Source organism: Variovorax sp. FG153 (assembly GCF_057809595.1).
On sequence record NZ_JBMDKG010000013.1, the window covers coordinates 1 to 21366 of the forward strand.

Genomic DNA, 21366 nt, shown 5'->3' on the forward strand with positions numbered 1-21366 from the left:
GCCCGCCCCGGCACCCGCGCCCCCGGCCCCGCCGCCCGCGCCGGCCGCCGAAGCCGGCCGCTGGACCGTCGGCGACCTGCACGTCCACACCTGGCAGTCGGACGACACGCAGCAGATCTCCACGCTCGACCAGGTGCTGGCCAAGGCCTTCGACCGCTTCGGCCTGGACTGGGTCGCGATCTCGGACCACCTGCGCCTCTCGTCCTACGACAACGCCGGCAACAAGCTGCCGGCGCAGATCCCCTTCTCCGAGGGCATGGCCAAGTACCAAGTGCCACGCATCAAGGCGCTGCAGGCCGGCGGCAAGTACGCCGACAAGACCATCTTCGCCTCGGCCGAGTGGGACATGCCCGCGCACGATCACGGCAACGTCGGCATCCTGACCGACAGCCCGATGTCGAATGCCGCGCTCAAGGCCGTGAGCCAGTTCGAATACCTGTTCACCAACCGCGACGCCGCGCTGTTCCCGGCCGCCGACGTGGCCGCCTGGGGCCCGAAGGCCGGCACCGGCTACAACACCCATGCCGAGACGATGCAGGCCGTGGCCTGGCTCAAGAAGAACTACCCGGCCACCAGCTACCTGCAGATCAACCATCCCTCGCGCAACCCCGGCAAGTACACGATCGCGCAGCTGCGCGAAATGAACGACCTCGCGCCCGACATCGTGTTCTCGCTCGAAGGCATGGTCGGCAACCAGATGGAGCCCGACCGCGGCGGCTACAACAGCTCCTACATCGACGCCAACCTGCCCTCGCGCACCTATGGCGGCGTCGACTACCTGGTGGCCAAGCTCGGCGGCACCTGGGACGCGTTGCTGTCGGAAGGCCGCCGCATCTGGAACGTGGCCGATTCCGACTACCACTTCACCACCTCGCAGGGCCTCTACAGCAGCGGCTACGCGCCCGGCGAGTACGCCAAGAACCACCTGTTCGGCGACATCAAGGATCCGAAGTCGCTGCTCGCGGCGATGCGCACGGGCCGGCTGTTCGCGGTCAACGGCGACCTGATCGACGCGCTCGACTTCCGGGTGGAAGGCAGCAAGGGCGCCGGCCGGATGGGCAGCGAACTCGCGGCCGCCGCGGGCGAGGAGCTGCGGATCACCGTGCGCTTCCGGAGCCCCGAGCGCAACAACTTCGAGTACCAGCTCGGCAGCGGCCTCTACGCCAACGTCAAGCCCGTGGTCGACCACATCGACCTGATCGCGGGCGACGTGACCGGCCGCGAGCAGCCCGGCACGCCCGGCTACGACCGCGCGACCAATCCGTCGACACGCGTCGTCAAGCGCTTCACACGCGCCGACTGGAAGCTCGACGCCGAGGGCTACTACGCCGCCAGCTTCACCGTGAAGGCCGGCGCCAACCAGTACTTCCGGCTGCGCGGCACCAACCTGGGGACCGACGTGCCCGGCGAGACCGCCAACGGCGAGCCGCTGCCCGACGCGCGAACCGAGGGCAACGACAACGTGGCGCGCTTCAACGCGATCAACGCGCGCAACTACGCCGACCTCTGGTTCTATTCGAACCCGGTGTTCGTGAAGGTGGCGGCGAAGTAGGCCCGGCCCGTCTTCCCCCTCCCTTTCCGCGCGAGAGCGCCGTGGCCCCTGGGCCCGGCGCTCTTTTTCTTGCAGCGGCGGTCCGAGCCCGCCCGTCCGCGCCTCAGGGAATCTACGGATATATGAATATCTGGATGATCTTGATTGTGCTCAGTTTTTGTATACAAATAACGAACTCAAAAACGGGCGCACAAATTGCGTCGTAAGCAGGTCCTCCAACGCAACCCAATCGAAGAGACGAGGTAAAGACCATGAGCACAGCCGTCAGCCAGACGCCCGCCGGGGCCAGCGCAGCCAGCGCCCCGGCGCATGCCGAATCGAATGCCCTCATCAAGCCCGGCTACCACCCGCGCCTGACCAACGAGGACCTCGCGCCGCTCAAGAAGCAGACCTGGGGGCAGTACAACATCTTCGCGTTCTGGATGTCCGACGTGCACAGCGTGGGCGGCTACATCACGGCCGGCAGCCTGTTCGCGCTGGGCCTGTCGAGCTGGCAGGTGCTGGTGTCGCTGCTGGTGGGCATCGTGATCGTGCAGATCTTCTGCAACCTGGTCGCCAAGCCCAGCCAGGTGACCGGCACGCCCTACCCCGTGATGTGCCGCGCCTCCTTCGGCGTGCTCGGCGCCAACATCCCGGCCATCATCCGCGGCCTGATCGCGGTGGCCTGGTACGGCGTGCAGACCTACCTCGCCTCGGCCGCCTTCATGGTGCTGGCGCTGCACATGTTTCCCAACCTCGCGCCCTACGCCGACCTGGCGCAGCACGGCTTCGTCGGCCTGTCGACGCTGGGCTGGGTCGCCTTCATGGTGATGTGGGTGCTGCAGGCCTTCGTGTTCTGGCACGGCATGGACGCGATCCGCAAGTTCATCGACTGGGCCGGTCCGGCGGTCTACGTGGTGATGGCCATCCTGTGCGGCTGGCTGGTGTGGAAGGCCGGCTGGAAGAACATCGACCTGAATCTCGGCGGCATCAAGTTCCAGGGCTGGGACGCGCTGCCGGTGATGCTGTCGGCCATCGCACTGGTGGTCAGCTACTTCAGCGGCCCGATGCTCAACTTCGGCGACTTCTCGCGCTACGGCAAGAGCTTCGACGCGGTGAAGAAGGGCAACTTCTGGGGCCTGCCGATCAACTTCGTGTTCTTCTCGCTGCTGACCGTGATCACCACCGCCGCCACGCTGCCGGTGTTCGGCGAACTGATCACCGACCCGGTGCATACCGTGGGCAAGATCGACAGCACCACCGCCGTGGTGCTGGGCGCGCTGACCTTCATGATCGCCACCATCGGCATCAACATCGTCGCCAACTTCGTCTCGCCGGCCTTCGACTTCTCGAACGTGGCGCCGCAGCACATCAGCTGGCGCACCGGCGGCATGATCGCCGCCGTGGGCTCGGTGTTCCTCACGCCGTGGAACCTCTACAACAGCCCCGAGGTCATCCACTACACGCTCGACGTGCTGGGTTCGTTCATCGGCCCGCTGTTCGGCATCCTGATCGCCGACTACTACCTGGTGCGCAAGCAGCAGATCGACGTGGATGCGCTCTACAGCATGAGCACGCAGGGCAAGTACTGGTACAGCGGCGGCTACAACCCGAAGGCGATCCAGGCGCTGATCCCCTCGGCGATCGTGCCGATCCTGTGCGTGATGGTGCCGACCCTGCGCGGCGCGGCCAACTACGCCTGGTTCATCGGCATGGCGCTGGGCTTCGTGATCTACGCGCTGCTGAACCGCAACACCAAGAGCTGAACACACTGCAAGAGAAAGGGAGCGCACCGTGCGCATCAAGATCATCAACCCCAACACCACCTGGAGCATGACCGAGAAGATCGGTGCCTGCGCCCGCGCGGTGGCGCACGCCGGCACCGAGATCGTGGCCGTGAGCCCGGCCATGGGCCCGGTGTCCATCGAGAGCCACTACGACGAGGCGCTGGCCGTGCCCGGGCTGCTGCAGGAGATCGCGGCCGGCGAGCGCGACGGCATCGACGGCTACGTGATCGCCTGCTTCGGCGACCCGGGCCTGAAGGCCGCGCGCGAGCTCGCGCGCGGGCCGGTGGTGGGCATCGCCGAGGCCGCGATGCACCTGGCCAGCATGGTCGGCAGCCGCTTCAGCGTGGTCACCACCCTGGGGCGCACCATCGGCCAGGCCTGGCACCTGGCGGAGATCTACGGCATGGAGCGCTTCTGCGCCAACGTGCGCGCCTGCGAGCTGCCGGTGCTCGAGCTCGAGGAGCCGGGCTCGCGCGCGCGCGAACGCATCGTCGAGGAATGCCGGCGCGCGCTCGAGGAGGACGGCTCCGACTGCATCGTGCTCGGCTGCGCCGGCATGACCGACCTGTGCGAGCACATCGGCGAACTGCTCGGCGTGCCGGTGATCGACGGCGTGGCCGCGGGCACGCAGCTGATCGAATCGCTGGTGCGGCTCAAGCTGCGCACCAGCAAGCGCGGCGAGCTCGCGCGGCCGCTGCCCAAGACCATGGTCGGCGCGCTCGAAGGCTTCACCCTCGCGAGGCCATAGCGGCCTGTGCGCCCGGCACCGGCTTGCGCCAAGCGACAATCCACCGATGCCCCGCGCACGTTCCACCCCCGCTCCTTCCCCCGCCGCGCCGGTTGCGTCCGGCGACGGCCCGGCCGCCGCCAGCGAGAAGGCGGACAAGGCCAGCTCCATCGAGAGCATCGCCCAGGACATCGCCACCGCCATCGTCGAGAAGCGCCTGCCGCCCGGCACCTGGCTGCGCGAGGAGGCGCTGGGCCGCGTCTATTCGGTGAGCCGCACCAAGGTGCGCGCGGCGCTCCTGATGCTGTCGAAGGACAAGCTGATCGAGATCATTCCCGACAAGGGCGCCTTCGTCTGCCAGCCCACGGTGGAGGAAGCGCGCGAGGTGTTCGCGGTGCGCCGCATCCTCGAGCGCGAGGTGGTGCGGCTGTTCATCGCCAACGCGCGGCCGCGCGACTACCAGGCGCTCGACCAGCACATCCGCTTCGAGCGCAACGCGCTGCGCCAGACCACCACCATGGGCACGGTGCGCGAGAAGCTGCTGGGCGACTTCCACGTCGCGCTGGCCGAGGCCACGGGCAACCACACGCTGGCCGAGCTGGTGCGCGAGCTGGTCGCACGCAGCTCGCTGATCGCGATGCTCTACCACTCGTCGAACGATCCGCACTGCTCGTCCGACGAGCATGCCGACTTCCTGCGCATCTGCCGCACCGGCGACGTGGAGGCCGCCGTGAACTGCATGATCGAACACCTCGACCGCATCGAGGCCAGCCTCGAGCTCGGCACCGGCAAGCCCGACCGCCAGCTCGACCTGGTGAAGGCGCTGCTGGCCTGAGGAGCGCGCGCATGGCGGCCCACGACACCGGTCTCGCGCTTCGGCGCCTGCGGCTGCTGCGCGGCTTCAAGCAGAGCCATTTCGCGCAGCTCATGGGCGTGCACCAGGCCACGGTGTCGCGCTGGGAGCGCGGCGACCTGCCGCTGTCGAAGGCGCAGCAGGCGGCCGCGCACCGGCTACTGGCCGCGGCGCGCGATCCTAGCCAGGACGCGGCGCTCAAGCGGCTGGTGGAGTCGTCCACGCGCAAGGTGCACCTGATCTGCGACCGCACGCACCGGCTGCTCGCGGCCTCTCCCGCGCGCCAGTCCGAATGGCGCGCCGACCCGGCCGAGTTCATCGGCCGCTCGCTGATCGGCTATGCCTCGCAGGAGATCCTCGCGGCCGAGGCCACGCTCGCGGACCGCGGCTGGCACGATGGCGAGCTGGCCACGCTCGAGATCGCGACCGCCGGCACGCTCGACCCCGTGATCCCGATCCTGCCGGGCCGCGTGCTGTGGGAACGCATCGCGCTGGCCGACGGCAGCGCGGGCCGGCTCGTTACCACCATCGCCTGAGGGCGGACCGCCCCACGCATAACTTATGCGTGGACGGGGCGCGCGGCCTCGCGCTAGCCTCGCGGTTTCGAGAATCCCCATCGCAGGAAGGAAACCGTTCCCATGACCACCCTGGTCACCGGCAGCGCCGGCCATCTCGGCGAAGCACTGATGCGCCATCTGCGCGCGCACCCCGACACCCTGGGCAAGGCCCGCGGCATCGACCTGCTCGCCTCGCCCTTCACCGACCGCACCGGCTCCATCGCCGACCGTGCCTTCGTGCGCGAGAGCATGCGCGGCGTGCGCACCGTGCTGCACACCGCCACCTTGCACAAGCCGCACGTGGCCACGCATGCGAAGCAGGACTTCGTCGAGACCAACATCGCGGGCACGCTCGCGCTGCTCGAGGAGGCGGTCGCGGCCGGCGTGCAGGCCTTCGTGTTCACGAGCACCACCAGCAGCTTCGGCTCGGCGCTCACGCCGGCCGCGGGCGAGCCCGCCGCCTGGATCACGGAAGAGGTGACGCCGATCCCGAAGAACATCTACGGCGCGACCAAGACCGCGGCCGAGGACCTGTGCCAGCTGTTCCACCGCGAGCACGGTCTCCATGCGATCGTGCTGCGCACCTCGCGCTTCTTCCCCGAGGACGACGACGATCCGCGCGCGCGCGAACGCCATTCGCTCGAGAACGCCCAGGCCAACGAGCTGCTGCACCGCCGCGCCGACATCGCGGACATCGTCGAGGCGCACCTGTGCGCGGCACGGCGCGCACCGGCGCTGGGCTTCGGCCGCTACATCGTCTCGGCCACCACGCCCTTCGCGCGCGACGAGCTCGCGCTGCTGCGCAGCGATGCACCGGCCGTGCTGCGCCGGCATTTCCCGGACTGCGAGGCGCTCTACGAACGGCGCGGCTGGACCCTGCCCGCGCAGCTCGACCGCGTGTACGTGAACGAACGCGCGCGGCGCGACCTGGGCTGGGCGCCGAAGCACGACTTCGCGCAGGTGCTGCAAAGCCTGCGCGAGGGCCGCGATTTCCGCAGCGACCTGGCGCACGCCGTGGGCAGCAAGGGCTACCACGCGCAGCGCTTCGAAAACGGTCCCTACCCCGTGGCCTGAACCCGCCGCGGCACGGCCTCCGGCCCACCCGGGCCCTCCGGGTTTTCCTCAGTCCGGATTGCCGCATAAATTGTATACAGTTTCGCGTACACCCGGTGCGGTGGACGCGCCCGACGACTGCGCGCCGCACCTCTCCCTGTCTTTCTCTCATTGCCGCAGCAGGAGATTCACGATGACGGCCGACTCCCTTTCCCCAGTCCATCCGGTAGACCAGCGCCTGCCCGCCGGCAAGCTCACCGCCCTGGGCCTGCAGCACGTGCTGGTCATGTACGCGGGCGCGGTCGCGGTCCCGCTGATCGTGGGCCGCGCGCTCAAGCTCTCGCCCGACGAGGTCGCGCTGCTGATCTCGGCCGACCTGTTCTGCTGCGGCATCGCCACGCTGATCCAGGCGCTCGGCGCCACGCAGTGGTTCGGCATCAAGCTGCCCGTGATGATGGGCGTGACCTTCGCCTCGGTGGCGCCCATGGTGGCCATCGCCAATGCCAACCCGGGCCAGAACGGCGCGCAGCTGCTCTTCGGCGCCATCATCGGCGCGGGCATCGTCTCGATACTGATCGCCCCCTTCGTGAGCCGCATGCTGCGCTTCTTCCCGCCGGTGGTCACGGGCACCATCATCGCGGTGATCGGCATCAGCCTGATGCGCGTGGGCATCAACTGGATCTTCGGCAATCCCGTGGGCCCGACGGCGCCCGCGCTGGTCGACCCGGTCTACGCCAAGTGGCTGGCCGAAGTCACCTCGCCCGGCAGCTCCATCCCCGCGGTGCCCAAGGGCTTCGCGATCATGCCCACGGTGCCCAACCCCAAGTACGCCGACCTCTCGGGCCTGGGCGTGGCCGCGCTGGTGCTGGTGTCGATCCTGCTGATCGTGAAGTACGCCAAGGGCTTCGTCGCCAACATCTCGGTGCTGCTGGGCATCGTCATCGGCGCGGTCGTGGCCTCGCTCACCGGCCTCATGACCTACGAGAAGGTCGGCAAGGCCGCGTGGTTCGACATCGTGCTGCCCTTCCACTTCGGCATGCCGCAGTTCGACCCGATCCTGATCCTCACGATGACGCTGATCATGGTGGTGGTGATGATCGAGTCGACCGGCATGTTCCTCGCGCTCGGCGAGATGACCGAGCGCAGGATCTCGCAGCAGGACCTCGCCAAGGGCCTACGCACCGACGGCCTGGGCACGTTGATCGGCGGCATCTTCAACACCTTCCCCTACACCAGCTTCTCGCAGAACGTGGGCCTGGTCGCCGTCACCGGCATCAAGAGTCGCTATGTCTGCGTGGCCGGCGGCATCATCCTGATCGTGCTGGGCCTGCTGCCGAAGATGGCGGCGCTGGTGGAGTCGCTGCCCACCGTGGTGCTCGGCGGCGCGGGTCTCGTGATGTTCGGCATGGTGGCCGCCACCGGCATCCGCATCCTCTCGGGCGTGGACTTCAAGCACAATCGCCACAACGCGATGATCGTCGCGGTCTCGATCGGCGTCGGCATGATTCCGCTGATCGCGCCCAACTTCAAGCAGTGGATGCCGCATGCGATCCACTCGCTGATCGAGTCGGGCATCCTGCTCGCATCGATCGCGGCGGTGCTGCTGAACCTGTTCCTCAACGGCGCGAAGCATGACGAGCAGGCGGTGATCGCGGCCGCCAAGCATGCGGATGCGCACTGAGCCGCTGCACGCCACAACGAACGAAGGGGCCGTCGGCCCCTTTTTTCATGCAGCGCGCACGGCCTCTGCTAGACCGCGTGCGCCGGCACGCCGCGCTGCGAGGCATGCCAGCCGAGCAGCCGCTCCTCGGCCAGCTCGATCCCCTTGAACAGCACCACGCCGAGCACGCACAGCAGCGCGAGCGCGACGAACACGGTGGAGGTGTCGAAGCTGCCCTGCGCCACCAGGATCACGTGGCCCAGACCCGATTCGCCGGCCACGAACTCGCCCACGATGGTGCCCACCAGCGCGAAGGACACGCCGACCTTCATGCCCGCGAACAGGCTCGGCAGCGCGTTGGGAAAGCGGATCTTCCAGAGGATGCGCCCGCGCGTGGCCTTGTTGACCCGCGCCATGTCGAGCATGTCGGGGTCGGTCGAGCGCAGCCCCAGCACGCAGTCGATCAGGATCGGGAAGATCGCGATCAGCATCGCGATCGCCACCTTGGGCAGCGCGCCGGTGCCCATCCAGATCACGAACAGCGGCGCGAGCGCGACCTTGGGCACGGCATTGAGCGCCACCAGCAGCGAGTAGAGCGTGCGGTCGAGGAAGCGCGAATAGACGATGCCGATGGCCGCGGCCACGCCGAGCACCACGGCCAGCACGAAGCCGTACAGGGTGGTGAGCAAGGTGTCGAGCGTCTCGCGCAGCAGGTAGCCGGGCTGCGCGAGGAACTGCCCGATGATCTTCGAGGGCGCGGGCAGCAGGAAATCGCGGATGCCGAGCAGGCGCACGCACGCCTCCCAGGCCACGAGCAGCACGGCGAGCGTGAGCAGGGCCTGGCGGCTGCGCTCGGTGTGGTTCCAGAGTGTCTTCATGGTCAGTAGGCGCCCAGTTCGCGGAAGGTTTCCTTGATGCGCGACACGTAGGCCGCGAACTCGCGCGTCTCGCGCACGTCGAGGCCGCGTGGCCGCTCGAGCTCGATCGGCAGGATGTCGGCGATGCGACCGGGTCCGCGCGCCATCATCACCACGCGCCCGCCGAGGTAGACGGCCTCGGTGATCGAATGGGTGATGAAGATCACCGTCTTGCCGGTCGCCATCCAGGTGCGCTGCAGCTCCGCGTTGAGCGCATCGCGCGTGAAGGGGTCGAGCGCGCCGAAGGGCTCGTCCATCAGCAGCAGCTGCGGATCGAGCAGCAGCGCGCGGCAGATCGACACGCGCTGGCGCATGCCGCCCGAGAGCTCGCGCGGATAGCGGTCCATGAAGTCGGCCAGGCCGAACAGGGCCAGCAGTTCGCGCGCGCGCGGCGCATGCCGTGCACGCTCGAGACCGTGGAACTCGGCGGCCGCCAGCACGTTGTCGAGGATGCTGCGCCATTCCAGCAGCAGGTCGCGCTGGAACACCACGCCCATGTTGTCGGGTGGCTCGGTGATCGGCACGCCGTCGAGCGCGAGCCGGCCGCTGGTGATCGGCTCGAGCCCGGCGATGCAGCGCATCAGCGTGCTCTTGCCGCAGCCGCTCGGGCCCACGATCGAGACGAACTCGCCGCGCGCGACGCCGAGGCGCACGTCCTGCAGCGCGGTGATCGGCTTGCGGCCGGACTGGTAGACCTTGTGAAGGCCGTCGATCGACAGGAAATCGGCCACGTGGGGGGCTCCGCGCGCGGGCGCTTCAGACGGAAAGGAGCGCATTGGTGTAGTAGTCGGAGGGTTTGCGGCCCGGCTTGATCTGGCCGGTCTGTTCCATCGAGCGGATCGCCGCGGCCCAGTCGGCGTCGGACTGCTGGCCGATCGGCAGGTTCTTGTCGCCCGGGCTCTGGAAGAACGGGCGGTAGGCCACGAGCTGTCCCTTGAGCACCTCGGGGTCGAGGCGCGCATTGGGCCGCTGCGCCACGATGGCGGCCACCGCCTCGTCGATGTGGTTGTCGTGGATGTACTGCCAGGCGCGCAGCTGCACGCGCGTGAACTTCGCGATCGCGGCCTGCTTCGATTCGATCGCCTTCGGCGTCGTGGCCAGCCCGTAGCTCGGAAAGCTGATGCCGCTGTCGGCCAGCAGCAGCGCGCTGGCCTTGCGGGTCTTCAGCACCATCGGCTGGCCGAACGGGGCCTGCGACATGAAGCCGTCGCTGTTGCCCGAGGCATAGGTCGAGATCATCGCGCTGGGCGTGACCATCACCAGCTCGATGCTGCTCTTGCTCATGCCGTTGGCCTTGAGGAAGGGCTCGATGAACGGCGCCCACGGGCTGGTCGTGAAGCACACGATCTTCTTGCCCGCGAGCTCCTTCGGCGACTTCACGCCCTGCGCCGCGTCGGTCATGACGGCGAGGTCGCCGGTGCGCGCGAAGCCGGCGATCGAGACCAGCTCGAGCCCGTTCTCCTTCGCCACCGCCATGGTGCCGAGCGCCACCTGGCCGACGTCGACCTGCCCCGCCGCGAGCAGCTGCAGCGTCGAGATGGTGCCGGTGCCGTCCTGCACCTCAACCTCCAGGCCCTCGTCCTTGAACCAGCCCTTCTGCTGGGCCAGGTGCACCGCGCCGTGCATGCCCCAGGGCGAGAAGTCCATGCGCACGCGCAGCTTGGTGGCCCCCTGCGCCTGCGCCGTTCGCAGGCCGAGGGACAGCGCCGGGAGCGCGGCCATCGCCGCGAGGCCTTGGGTCAACGTACGTCTTTTCATCGCTTACCTCTGCTTCTTCGTCATGGGGTGGTGGGGAATCGCGGGAGCGGCGCGGTGCTTCAGTCCGCCGTGCCGGCGCGCAGTGCCTGGGTTTGCGCGGCATCGAGGCGGCCGCTGGCCGGATCGACCACCGCGCGGTAGTGCCGGCGCACGAAGTCGGCCGAGAGCTTGTGGTCCCAGACGTCGCGCTCGATCTCCTGCGCGGGGCGCAGCAGCGGATCGCCGAAGCCACCGCCACCGGGTTGCGTGTGCGTCACCACGCTGCCTCTTGCAATGCGCATGCCAACCTTGCTCGCGAGCTCGGTGGTCTCGCCCGCGTGCTGCAGCCGGTTCGAGGCCGACTTCGCGGGCAGGCCGCCTTGCAGGCCGTAGGGCTGGAACTTCATGCGGTCGGCGCGCAGCTGCAGCAGCACGTCGTCGGCCAGCACGCGGTAGCTGCGCCGGATGCCGAGGCCGCCGCGGTAGCGGCCGGCACCGCAGGAGTCGGGCTCGAGCTCGTAGGCCTCGACGCGCACCGGATGCTGCGCCTCCAGCGTTTCCACCGGCGTGTTCGAGAGGTTCTGCGAAGCATTGGTGATCGCCTCGATGCCGTCGGAACCGGGGCGGCCGCCCCAGGCGCCGCAGATCATGTCGACGATGATGTAGCCGCTGCCGTCGTCCTTCTTGCCCGAGAGGCAGACCACGGTGTTGCCGCCCTCGCCCGCGGCGGGAATGCGGTCGGGCACCACCTGGGCCAGCGCGCCGAGCATCGCGTCGAACACGCGGTAGCCGGTGAGCGCGCGCGCCGCGACCGCGGCCGGCTCGATCGGGTTGAGCACGGTGCCCTCGGGCACGTGCACCTCGATGCAGCGGAACACGCCGGCGTTGTTCGGCACGTCGCCCTTCAATGCGCAGCGCACGCTGAGGTAGGTGCAGGACTTGGTGTACGACAGCGTCGAGTTGATCGCCGCGCGCACCTGCGGCGAGGAGCCGGTGTAGTCGACGCTGACGCGGTCCTCGTGCACCGTGAGCGCGACGCGGATCGGGATCGGCTCGGGCGAGAGGCCGTCGTCGTCGATGAAGTCCTCGAAGTGAAAGGTGCCCTTGGGCCAGCGGCGGATCTCCTCGCGCGTGAGCCGCTCGGCGTAGTCGAGCAGTTCGGCGAAGTAGCGCCGCGCGTCGTCGCAGCCATAGCGGTCGAACAGCGCCGTGAGCTCGCGCACGCCCACCTGCGAGGCCGCGTACTGCGCGCGCAGGTCGCCGAGCACGCGGTCGGGCACGCGCACGTTCTGCGCGATCACGCGCTCCATGATGTCGTTGACCGTGCCGCGTTCGTAGAGCTTGACCACCGGGATGCGCAGGCCCTCCTGGTAGACCTCGGTCGAGTCGCTGGCGTTCGATCCGGGCACGCGGCCGCCCACGTCGGTGTGGTGGCAGATGACGACGCAGAAGCCCTCGAGTTCCTCGCGATAGAAGAAGGGCACGAACATGAAGATGTCCGGCAGGTGCATGCCGCCCTGGTAGGGGTCGTTGACGATCACCGCGTCGCCCGGCGCGAGCGCATCCCCGTAGCGCTTGCGCACCTCGGCCATGGCCTCGGGGATGGCGCCCAGGTGCAGCGCGATGGTCTTGGCCTGCGCGATCATCTGGCCGTGGCGGTCGCAGATCGCGGCCGAGTAGTCCATCACGTCCTTGACGATCTCCGAGCGCGCGGTGCGCAGCACGGTGTAGGCCACTTCGTCGACGATGGAATCCATCGCGTTCTTGACCACCGCGAAGGTGATCGGGTCGATGGCGCGGTTCATGCCGGGATCTCCTGGAGGTCGATGACGATGTTGCCGATGGCATCGGCACGCGCGCTGCAGTGCGGCGGCACGACGATGGTAGTGTCGTAGGACTCGACGATCAGCGGCCCCTTCACCGGCGCGGCACCGAGGCTGGCGCGCGGGACCACGGGCGTCGAAGCGGGCGCCTCTCCGGGCGCGAAGCTCACGAGGCGTTCGCCCTGCGTGCCCTGCAGCGCGGTGGCGTCGACGCGGCACTTGGCGAAGTCGAGCCGGAAGTCGCTGCGGCCATGGGCGCTGACGCGCAGGTTGACCAGCTCGAGCGGCTCGTCGCTGCTGTAGCCGAAGGTCTGCTGGTAGAGCGCATGGAAGTCGCGCGCCAGTTGCTCGAGCACGGCCGTGTCGAGCGTGCCCGCGGGCAGCGCCACGGTGAGTTCCGAGCTCTGGCCGAGGTAGCGCAGGTCGGCGAAGCGCTCCACGCGCACCGCGTCGGCCGCGTAGCCTTCGGAGGCCAGCACCGTGAAGCCCTGGTCGGCGAGCACCGCGGTGGCGCGTGCCAGCGCGGCCGGTTCGCAATCGGCCAGCGGGCGCAGCACCGCCTTCACGAAGTTGTGCTCGGCGTCGGCCGAGAGCATGCCGGCCGAACAGAAGACGCCGGCCATGATCGGCGCGATCACGCGGCGGATGCCGAGCAGCCGCGCCACCGCCACCGCATGCAGCGGACCGCCGCCACCGAAGGCGATCATCGACATGTCGCGCGGATCGCGGCCGCGCTCCACCGTCACCGCGCGGATCGCGCGCGCCATGTTCACGTTGGCGACCTGGCGGATGCCGTGCGCCGCGGCGAGGCGGTCGAGCTTCAACGGCCCGGCCACGTGCACATCGATCGCCCGCGCCGACAGCTCGGGCGAGACCGGCAGGCTGCCGCCCGCGAGCGCTTGGGGATTGAGGTAGCCGAGCACCATGTTGGCGTCGGTCACGGTCGGGCGCTCGTTGCCGTTGCCATAGCAGGCCGGTCCCGGTGAGGCACCGGCCGATTCGGGCCCGACGCACAGCAGGCCGCCGCCGTCGATCCAGGCGATCGAGCCGCCGCCCGCGCCCACCTCGGCGATGTCGATCGCGGGCACCTTGAGCACGTAGCCGCCGCCCTTGACGAAGCGGCTCGGCGCGCTGATGCCGTCGCGGAACTCGTACTCGTTGGTCAGCGAGGGCTGGCCGCCGACGATGACCGAGGCCTTGGCGGTGGTGCCGCCCATGTCGAAGACGATCAGGTCGTCGTCGCCGCCCATCGCGCCGATGCGCGCGGCGCCGGCCACGCCGCCCGCCGGGCCCGAGGCCACGGCGAACACCGGCTTCTCGGTCGCGGAGGCGATGCCCATCATGCCGCCGTTGGAGGCCATCACCTGCAGCGAGGCATCGACGCCCATGTCGCGCAGGTCCTTCTTCAGGCGCGCGAGGTAGGTCTTCATCGCGGGCAGGATGTAGGCGTTGACCACCGTCGTGCTGGTGCGCTCGTACTCCTTGATCTCGGGCAGCACCTCGCACGACACGCTCAGCAGCAGCTCGGGAAAGCGCGCCTGCAGCGCGGCCTTGGCCTGCAGCTCGTGCGCCGGGTTGATGTAGCTGTTGAGGAAGCACAGCGCGACCGCATTCACGCCGTCGGCCACCAGCTCGCCGGCCTGCTCGAGCAGGTGCTCGACGTCGAGCGGCACGACCACCTCGCCGCGCGAGCCCATGCGCTCGCGCACGCCGCGGCGCCAGCGGCGCGTGGCCAGCGGCTGCGGCTTCTGCCAGCCGAGATCGAACATGGTGGGCGTGCGGATGCGGCCGATCTCCAGCACGTCGCGGAAGCCCTCGGTGGTGAGCACGCCGGTGTTGGCGCCGACCTTCTGCAGGATGGTGTTCGACGCGGTGGTGGTGCCGTGCACGATCTCGGCGATGTCGCCCGGCGCGATGCCGGCCTGGTCGATCAATGCGCGCAGGCCGTTGACGATCGCCTTGCCGAGGTCCTCCGGCGTGGTGGACGTCTTGTTGACGAAGAGCCGGCCGTCGGGCATCGCGAGCACGATATCGGTGAAGGTTCCTCCGATATCGCATCCGACGCGCACGCCTTTGCTTCGCTGTGGTGCAGAACCCATTGTGATGCTCCGTTCTAGCGGGGTTGGACGATAATGGGACCGGCCTTAACTAACTAACTGGCTAGTACCATTGAGGGCGAAATATAGGAGCCGTGACCGCACGGTGTCAACCTTTGTTTTGCATCTTTTTCGCGCCCGCGCCGGAAGTAGACTCGCGGCCTCGGTGGTGCCTCGCCGACATCAGGACCCATGACACACGACACAAAGACGCCCAAGCCGCGGCAGCGCAATGCCGTGGCAACGCGAGACCGGATCTTGAAGATCGCGAGCAAGGAGTTCGCCGCGCACGGCTACGACGGCGCGCGCATCGACGCGATCGTGGCCCGCTGCAAGATCAGCAAGAACCTCGTCTATCACTACTTCGACAGCAAGGAGGCACTGTTCATCGAGGTGATGGAGCGCGCCTACGGCGCGATGCGCGAACGCCAGAACGAGCTCGCGCTCACGGGCGAGGACCCGGTGCGCGACATGCGCGAGCTGGTCGAGAAGACGGTGCAGCACTTCATCGACCAGCCCGAGTTCCACCAGCTGCTGTCGACCGAGAACCTGCACAAGGCGGTGCACATCCGCAAGTCGAAAGTGATCTCGGAGATGTTCAACCCGCTGCGCACCGCGCTGTCGACCATCCTCGAATCTGGCAAGCAGAAGGGCGTGTTCCGCCGCGATGCCGACTGGGTCGACCTCTATGTCTCGATCTCGGGCCTGGGCTCGTACTTCATCACCAACCGCTACACGCTCTCGTACGTGCTCGACGTCGACCTCGGCGCGGCGGACCGCCAGCAGTCGCGGCTCAGGCACGCCTCGGACATGGTGATCAGCTACCTCTGCGACCGCAGCGCCGAAGCCGCGTGAGGTCCGCTCAGATCATCGCCAGTGCCGTCTTGCGCCTCGGCGGCGGATGCAGCCGGTCGAGCTTCTCGAGCACGCCGGCATCGAGCGCCAACGAGGCCGCCGCGAAGTTCTCCTTCAGATGCGCGCTGCCCACCGCCTTCGGAATCGCCGCCACGCCCGGCCGCGCGATGACCGCGGCCAGCGCGAGCTGGGCCGCGCTCACGCCCAGGTCCGCCGCGAGTTCGCCGAGCCCCTCGTCGTCGGCCAGCGCGCCCTGGTCGATCGGGCTGTAGGCCATCAGCGGGATGCCGCGCTCGCGCTGCCAGGGCAGCAGGCTGAACTCGGGACCGCGCTCGCCGAGCGACAGATAGACCTGGTTCGCCGCGCACGCGGGACCGCCCTGCCCCAGCGGCGCCAGCTCCTCCATGTCGTCGGTGTCGAAGTTGCTCACGCCCCAGCGCGCGATGCGCCCGCGCGCCACCAGCGCCTGCAGGGCGTCGACGGTCTCGGCCAGCGGATGGCTGCCGCGCCAGTGCAGCAGGTAGAGGTCGATGGCATCGAGGCCCAGGCGCTTCAGGCTGCGCTCGCAGGCCTCGGGCGTGCCGCGCCGGCTCGCGTTGTGCGGATAGACCTTGCTGACGATGAAGAGCTCGTCGCGCCGCACCTCGCTGGCGCGCAGCGCCTCGGCCACGGCCTGGCCCACCACGGTCTCGGCGCCGCCCTCGCCGTACATCTCGGCGGTGTCGATCAGCCGGTAGCCGAGCGCGATGGCCTCGCGCACCGCGGCCACCTCGGCCTGGCGGCGGCCCGCGGCCTCGCCCATGCGCCAGGTGCCCAGCCCGAGCACGGGCATCTCGTTGCCGTTGCCGGCGCCTTGGGGAAAGGAGAGTGTTCGCATCGGGCCATGCTAGCGCCGGCCGAATGCCACACGCGGACTACTTGAATTCCTCGGCCGCGATGCCGAGCTTGCGCAGCTTGTCGAACAGGGTCTGGCGCGCGATGCCCAGCGCGCCCGCGGTGGCCGGCTGGTCGCCCTGGTGCTGGCGCAGCGCCTCGACGATGACGGCGCGCTCGAAGGCCTCCACCTGCTGCGGCAGAGCCTGCGGCAGCACCTCCTCGTCGCTCGCGCGCAGCAGCGTGAGCCGCTCGCCGAGCAGGCCCAGCACGAAGCGGTCGGCCACGTTGCGCAGCTCGCGCACGTTGCCGGGCCAGGCATAGGCCATCAGGTCGGCGAGCTGGGCATGGCTGGGCACCGGCGCGGGCCGGTCGTACTTCTTCGCGGCCTGCAGCGTGAAATGCTCGAACAGGAGCGGGATGTCCTCGCGCCGCTCACGCAGCGGCGGCAGCTCGATGAACGCCACGCCGATGCGGTAGTAGAGGTCGGCGCGGAATTTCTGCCGGTCGCTCAGCGCCTTCAGGTCCTCCTTGCTCGCGGCCACCACGCGGCAATCGAAGGGGATCGGCTTGTTCGAGCCGATGCGCTCGATGCTGCGCTCCTGCAGCGCGCGCAGCAGCTTGATCTGCACCGCCATCGGCATGCTCTCGATCTCGTCGAGGAACAGGGTGCCGCCGCTCGCGTATTCGAACTTGCCCACGCGCGTGCGGTTGGCGCTGGTGAAGGCGCCGGCCTCGTGGCCGAACAGTTCGCTCTCGGCCAGCGCCTCGGGCAGGCCGCCGCAGTTCAGCGGCACGAAGTGCTCGCGCCGCCGTTCGCTGTGGTCGTGCAGGCAGCGCGCCACCATCTCCTTGCCGGTGCCGGTCTCGCCGTAGATCAGCACGTCGGCCGAGGTGCCGGCCAGGGTCATCACGTTGCGCCGCACCCGCTGCATCTGGGCCGAGCGGCCGATCAGCACCGACTGGATGCCGTTCCAGTTGTCGAGCGCCTCGCGCAGGCTGCGCACCTGCAGCGCCAGCTGCCGCCGCTCGATCGCATGCCGCACGATGGCCACCAGCCGCTCGGTGGTGAAGGGCTTCTCGATGAAGTCGTAGGCGCCGTCGCGCATCGCCGCCACCGCCATCGCGATGTGGCCATGGCCCGTGACCAGGATCACCGGCAGCTCGGGATCGATGCCGCGCACCTCCACCAGCCACTCGGTGCCGCTCATGCGCGGCAGCCGCACGTCGCACACCACCACCGCGGGCACGCCGAAGGCGATGTGCGGCCGCACCCGCTCCACGCTCGCGAAGGCCTCGACCTCGAAGCCCGCCAGGCTCAGCATCTGCGCGGTGCTCAGGCGCACGTCGTCGTCGTCTTCGACGAGCAGCACGCGGATGGCGGAGGCTTCGTTGGCGGGCGGTGGTGTCATGGGTGGGCGTGGGGGCTGGCGGCCGGCAGGTCGACGACGAAGTATGCCCCGCCGCCCTCCCGGTTGTCCGCCCGCAGGCCGCCGTTCATGGCGCGCACCAGCTGCGCGCACAGCACGAGGCCCAGCCCCAGCCCCGAGCCCGCGGGCTTGGTGGTGACGAAGGGCTCGAACAGCTTCGGCGCCACGTCGTCGCGGATGCCGGGGCCGGTGTCGCTCACGGTCAGCACCGCGCGGCCGTCCTCGCTCAGCCGGCCCTGCAGGCGCAGCACGCGCTGCGGCATGTGCTCCATGGCCTCGATCGCGTTGCGCATCAGGTTCACCAGCACGCTGCCGAGCGCGGCCTCGTCGGCCATCACGGCGAGCTGCGGCGGCTCGATGTCGACCTCGACCTGCACGCCGTGCTTCTGCTCGGCGCCGGCGACGATCACGCGCGCATCGTCGATCGCGGCGGCCAGCGCCACGGGCGAGGGCCCGAGCTGGTTCTTGTGCGAGAAGGTCTTGAGCTGCGCGGTCAGCCGCGCGAGCCGGTCGACCATGTCGCGGATGCGCTTGAGGTTGCCGCGCACCTCGTCGTGGCGCTCGTGGTCGAGCAGGATGGCCGCGCTCTCCGACAGCGTGCGCATCGCGGTCAGCGGCTGGTTGAGTTCGTGCGCGAGGCCGGCCGACATCTGGCCCAACGCGGCCATCTTGCCGGCCTGCACCAGCTCGTCCTGCGCGGCGCGCAGCTGCGCGGTGCGCGCCGCCACCATCGACTCGAGGCCGTCGTGCGCGGCCTGCAGCGCGGCCTGGTTGGCGAGCTTCTGGCGCTCGGCGCGGCGGCGCTGCCACAGGGTCACGCCCAGCAGCAGCAGCGCGACCATGCCGAGCGCGGCGGTCATCGCGGCATTGCGCGCGGCCACGCGCAGCGGCGCCATGTCGTCGAGCGTGAGCAATTGCCACGGCGCGTTGCGCAGGGTGCGGCTGGCGACGAGCCGGTCGGCGCCCTCCACGCGGATCAGCTGCACGCCCGGCGCCAGCGCCTCCAGCCGCTGCCAGCGCAGCGGCGCGAGCGCGGCCTCGCCATAGGGCCGCGAGCGCAGCACCTCGGCGCGCTGCAGCGCGTCGAGCGGCAGCAGCGGCCGGAACTTGAGGTCGTCGCGCGTGGCGAGGATCACCACGCCGCGCTGGTCGACCACCACCACGTCGCCCGGCAGCTTGCGCCACGCGGCCTCGTTGTCCTCGAGGTTGATCTTCACCGTGACCACGCCGGGCACGGAGCGCTCGCGGCGCAGCGCGTACGAGAGGTAGTAGCCGGGCCGGCGGCTCGTGATGCCCACGCCGTAGAAGCGCCCGCGCCCCTGGGCCAGCGCATCGATCATGTAGGGCCGGAACTCGTAGTGCTGGCCCAGCGTGGTGCCGGGCCGGTCCCAGTCCGAGGCCGCGAGCGAGGTGCCGCCGGCATCGAGCACGTAGAGCATCTCGGCGCGCGCGGTGGCGTTCACGCCCGCGAGGTAGCGGTTGGCGGCGTCGCGCAGCGAGGCGTCGGCCGGCGCGTTCAGCAGCGCGGGCACCACCGGCGTCATCTCGAGCAGCGCGGGCAGGTAGTCGAAGCGCGTGAGCTCGGCGTCGAGCCCGGTGGCGACCATGTCGAGCCGGTGCTCGGCGGCCTCGCGCAGGCGCGCCAGGCCGGCCTGGGTGGAAAGGTGGTGGCCGACCAGGGCGGACAGCGCCACCAGCACGAGCGCGGCGCACCAGCGCACCACCGCGCGCCGGGTGCGGGGACGGAAGGTCACGGTGGAAGTCTCCATGGAAGGGCGCGCCGCTCCGGTTCGGTTCTCGGGGCGCAGGTTAATGCAGATTGCGAAGCCGCAAGGCAGGACGCCCGCGCGAGGCGGGCGTCCGAAGAAAGACCGGCGCGAACGCCGGCCCCGATCAGCGCCCGCTGCCCGCGGGCATGTGCGCTTCCTTGGCGTCGAGCACCAGCTCGGGCTCGTCGGCCTCGGCGCCGCTGCCCTGGTTCAGCTGGCTGGTCAGGCGCTCGGTGTCGAGGTCGCCGGTCCATTTCGCGACCACCATGGTGGCCACGCCGTTGCCGATCAGGTTGGTCAGCGCGCGTGCTTCCGACATGAAGCGATCGATGCCCAGGATCAGCGCCAGGCCGGCCACCGGCACGTGGCCCACGGCCGAGAGCGTGGCCGCCAGCACGATGAAGCCGCTGCCGGTCACGCCGGCCGCGCCCTTCGAGGTCAGCAGCAGCACCAGCAGCAGCGTGATCTGCTGGGTGATCGACATCGGCGTGTTGGTGGCCTGGGCGATGAACACCGCGGCCATGGTCAGGTAGATCGAGGTGCCGTCGAGGTTGAACGAGTAGCCGGTGGGAATCACCAGGCCGACCACCGACTTCTTGGCGCCGAGGTTCTCCATCTTGGCCATCATGCGCGGCAGCGCGGCCTCGCTCGAGGAGGTGCCCAGCACGATCAGCAGCTCTTCCTTGATGTACTTGATGAACTTCCAGATGCTGAAGCCGTGCGCGCGCGCGATCGCGCCGAGCACCACGAAGATGAAGAACAGGCAGGTGGCGTAGAAGGTCGCCATCAGCGCGCCGAGCTGCACCAGCGAGCCCACGCCGTACTTGCCGATGGTGAAGGCCATCGCGCCGAAGGCACCGATCGGGGCCACCTTCATGATGTAGCCGACGATGGTGAACAGCACGTGCGAGAACTTCTCGATGAAGTCGAACACCAGCGTGCCGCGGCCGCCGAAGCGGTGCAGCGCGAAGCCGAACATCACGGCGAACAGCAGCACCTGCAGGATCTCGCCCTTGGCGAAGGCATCGACCACGGTGGTCGGGATCACGTTGAGCAGGAACTCGGTGGTCGAGGCCATCTTGCCCGGGCCGGTATAGGCCGCGATCGACTTGGCGTCGAGCTGGCTCGGATCCACGTTCATGCCGTGGCCGGGCTGCACGATGTTGATGATGACCAGGCCGACGATCAGCGCGATGGTGCTGACGATCTCGAAGTACAGCAGCGCGAGGCCGCCGGTCTTGCCGACCTTCTTCATGTCCTCCATGCCGGCGATGCCGACCACCACCGTGCAGAAGATGATCGGCGCGATGATCATCTTGATCAGCTTGATGAAGCCGTCGCCCAGCGGCTTCATCGCGGCGCCGGTGTCGGGATAGAAGTGGCCGAGCAGCACGCCGATGACGATGGCGGTGATGACCTGGAAGTACAGCGATCTGTAGAAGGGCTTGGGGGCGGATGCGGATACGTGGTCCACGGGAAATCTCCTTGAGGCCGGGGGCCGGCCGGGGCTGAACACTGGGATGGAAAGGGGTGCGCCCGACGGGCGCGGTCGGACGGGGTCAGCGCGCCGGCGCGCCGCCGCTCGGAGCGGGGCGTGCTGGCGAAGGGGGCCGCAAGGCCGGTCGGCTGAGGGTCATGGTTGTCTCCTGGGCTCGTTGTCGCCGGCTGCGCCGTCCGAAAAGGCGGCGCCGGCAGTGC

At 69.3% G+C, this 21366-nt stretch carries 17 protein-coding genes; 8 read left to right on the forward strand and 9 right to left on the reverse strand.

What is annotated here, in order from left to right:
• The 7 genes from ACODT0_RS16000 to ACODT0_RS16030 all read left to right on the forward strand — a co-directional run.
• Positions 1-1552: CehA/McbA family metallohydrolase domain-containing protein (locus ACODT0_RS16000; RefSeq protein ID WP_489041702.1), on the forward strand; the 1552-nt coding region annotated here is incomplete at its 5' end.
• 251 nt (positions 1553-1803) lie between these two features.
• Entirely contained in the window at positions 1804-3297 is a 1494-nt protein-coding gene (locus ACODT0_RS16005; RefSeq protein ID WP_057591521.1) for an NCS1 family nucleobase:cation symporter-1, read from the forward strand.
• A gap of 28 nt (positions 3298-3325) precedes the next feature.
• Positions 3326-4066 carry an aspartate/glutamate racemase family protein gene (locus ACODT0_RS16010; RefSeq protein ID WP_057591522.1) on the forward strand — a complete coding sequence of 247 codons (741 nt, stop codon included), beginning with the start codon at positions 3326-3328 and terminating at the stop codon, positions 4064-4066.
• Between the two features lie 46 nt (positions 4067-4112).
• The gene (locus ACODT0_RS16015; protein ID WP_057591523.1) at positions 4113-4880 is read left to right on the forward strand and encodes a GntR family transcriptional regulator; all 768 of its coding nucleotides are present in this window, start codon (positions 4113-4115) and stop codon (positions 4878-4880) included.
• Between the two features lie 11 nt (positions 4881-4891).
• Entirely contained in the window at positions 4892-5434 is a 543-nt protein-coding gene (locus ACODT0_RS16020; RefSeq protein WP_489041703.1) for a helix-turn-helix domain-containing protein, read from the forward strand.
• 102 nt (positions 5435-5536) lie between these two features.
• Complete coding sequence (locus tag ACODT0_RS16025; RefSeq protein WP_489041704.1) at positions 5537-6529, forward strand: NAD-dependent epimerase/dehydratase family protein; 993 nt, start codon at positions 5537-5539, stop codon at positions 6527-6529.
• Between the two features lie 172 nt (positions 6530-6701).
• The gene (locus ACODT0_RS16030; RefSeq protein ID WP_057591525.1) at positions 6702-8189 is read left to right on the forward strand and encodes a nucleobase:cation symporter-2 family protein; all 1488 of its coding nucleotides are present in this window, start codon (positions 6702-6704) and stop codon (positions 8187-8189) included.
• Positions 8190-8257: 68 nt separating this feature from the next.
• Here the strand turns inward: ACODT0_RS16030 and ACODT0_RS16035 are convergent, their stop codons facing one another.
• From ACODT0_RS16035 to ACODT0_RS16055, 5 genes are read right to left on the reverse strand one after another with little or no spacing between them, the layout of a single operon-like run.
• The gene (locus ACODT0_RS16035) at positions 8258-9046 is read right to left on the reverse strand and encodes an ABC transporter permease (RefSeq protein ID WP_057591526.1); all 789 of its coding nucleotides are present in this window, start codon (positions 9044-9046) and stop codon (positions 8258-8260) included.
• A 2-nt stretch (positions 9047-9048) separates the two neighbouring features.
• Positions 9049-9816, reverse strand: a complete 768-nt coding sequence (locus ACODT0_RS16040) for an ABC transporter ATP-binding protein (protein WP_261210784.1) — start codon at positions 9814-9816, stop codon at positions 9049-9051.
• 25 nt (positions 9817-9841) lie between these two features.
• Complete coding sequence (locus ACODT0_RS16045) at positions 9842-10843, reverse strand: ABC transporter substrate-binding protein (RefSeq protein WP_261210783.1); 1002 nt, start codon at positions 10841-10843, stop codon at positions 9842-9844.
• A gap of 59 nt (positions 10844-10902) precedes the next feature.
• A complete protein-coding gene (locus ACODT0_RS16050; protein ID WP_489041705.1) occupies positions 10903-12627 on the reverse strand; it encodes a hydantoinase B/oxoprolinase family protein in 1725 nt (574 codons plus the stop codon).
• Entirely contained in the window at positions 12624-14744 is a 2121-nt protein-coding gene (locus ACODT0_RS16055) for a hydantoinase/oxoprolinase family protein (protein ID WP_489041706.1), read from the reverse strand. Before ACODT0_RS16055 ends, ACODT0_RS16050 begins: the two co-directional genes overlap by 4 nt.
• A gap of 189 nt (positions 14745-14933) precedes the next feature.
• Here ACODT0_RS16055 and ACODT0_RS16060 point away from each other — a divergent pair, with 189 nt between their 5' ends.
• Entirely contained in the window at positions 14934-15596 is a 663-nt protein-coding gene (locus ACODT0_RS16060) for a TetR family transcriptional regulator (RefSeq protein ID WP_064262214.1), read from the forward strand.
• Between the two features lie 7 nt (positions 15597-15603).
• Here ACODT0_RS16060 and ACODT0_RS16065 read toward each other — a convergent pair whose 3' ends face one another.
• The 4 genes from ACODT0_RS16065 to ACODT0_RS16080 all read right to left on the reverse strand — a co-directional run bounded on the left by ACODT0_RS16065 (position 15604) and on the right by ACODT0_RS16080 (position 21142).
• Positions 15604-16473 carry an aldo/keto reductase gene (locus tag ACODT0_RS16065; RefSeq protein ID WP_489041708.1) on the reverse strand — a complete coding sequence of 290 codons (870 nt, stop codon included), beginning with the start codon at positions 16471-16473 and terminating at the stop codon, positions 15604-15606.
• Between the two features lie 37 nt (positions 16474-16510).
• Positions 16511-17881, reverse strand: a complete 1371-nt coding sequence (locus ACODT0_RS16070; RefSeq protein ID WP_057591532.1) for a sigma-54-dependent transcriptional regulator — start codon at positions 17879-17881, stop codon at positions 16511-16513.
• A complete protein-coding gene (locus tag ACODT0_RS16075; protein WP_489041709.1) occupies positions 17878-19653 on the reverse strand; it encodes a sensor histidine kinase in 1776 nt (591 codons plus the stop codon). The genes ACODT0_RS16070 and ACODT0_RS16075 overlap by 4 nt, the downstream gene beginning before the upstream one ends.
• Before the next feature lie 139 nt (positions 19654-19792).
• Positions 19793-21142: a dicarboxylate/amino acid:cation symporter gene (locus tag ACODT0_RS16080; RefSeq protein ID WP_057591534.1), complete on the reverse strand. Its 1350-nt coding sequence runs from the start codon at positions 21140-21142 to the stop codon at positions 19793-19795.
• Positions 21143-21366 lie beyond the last annotated feature (224 nt).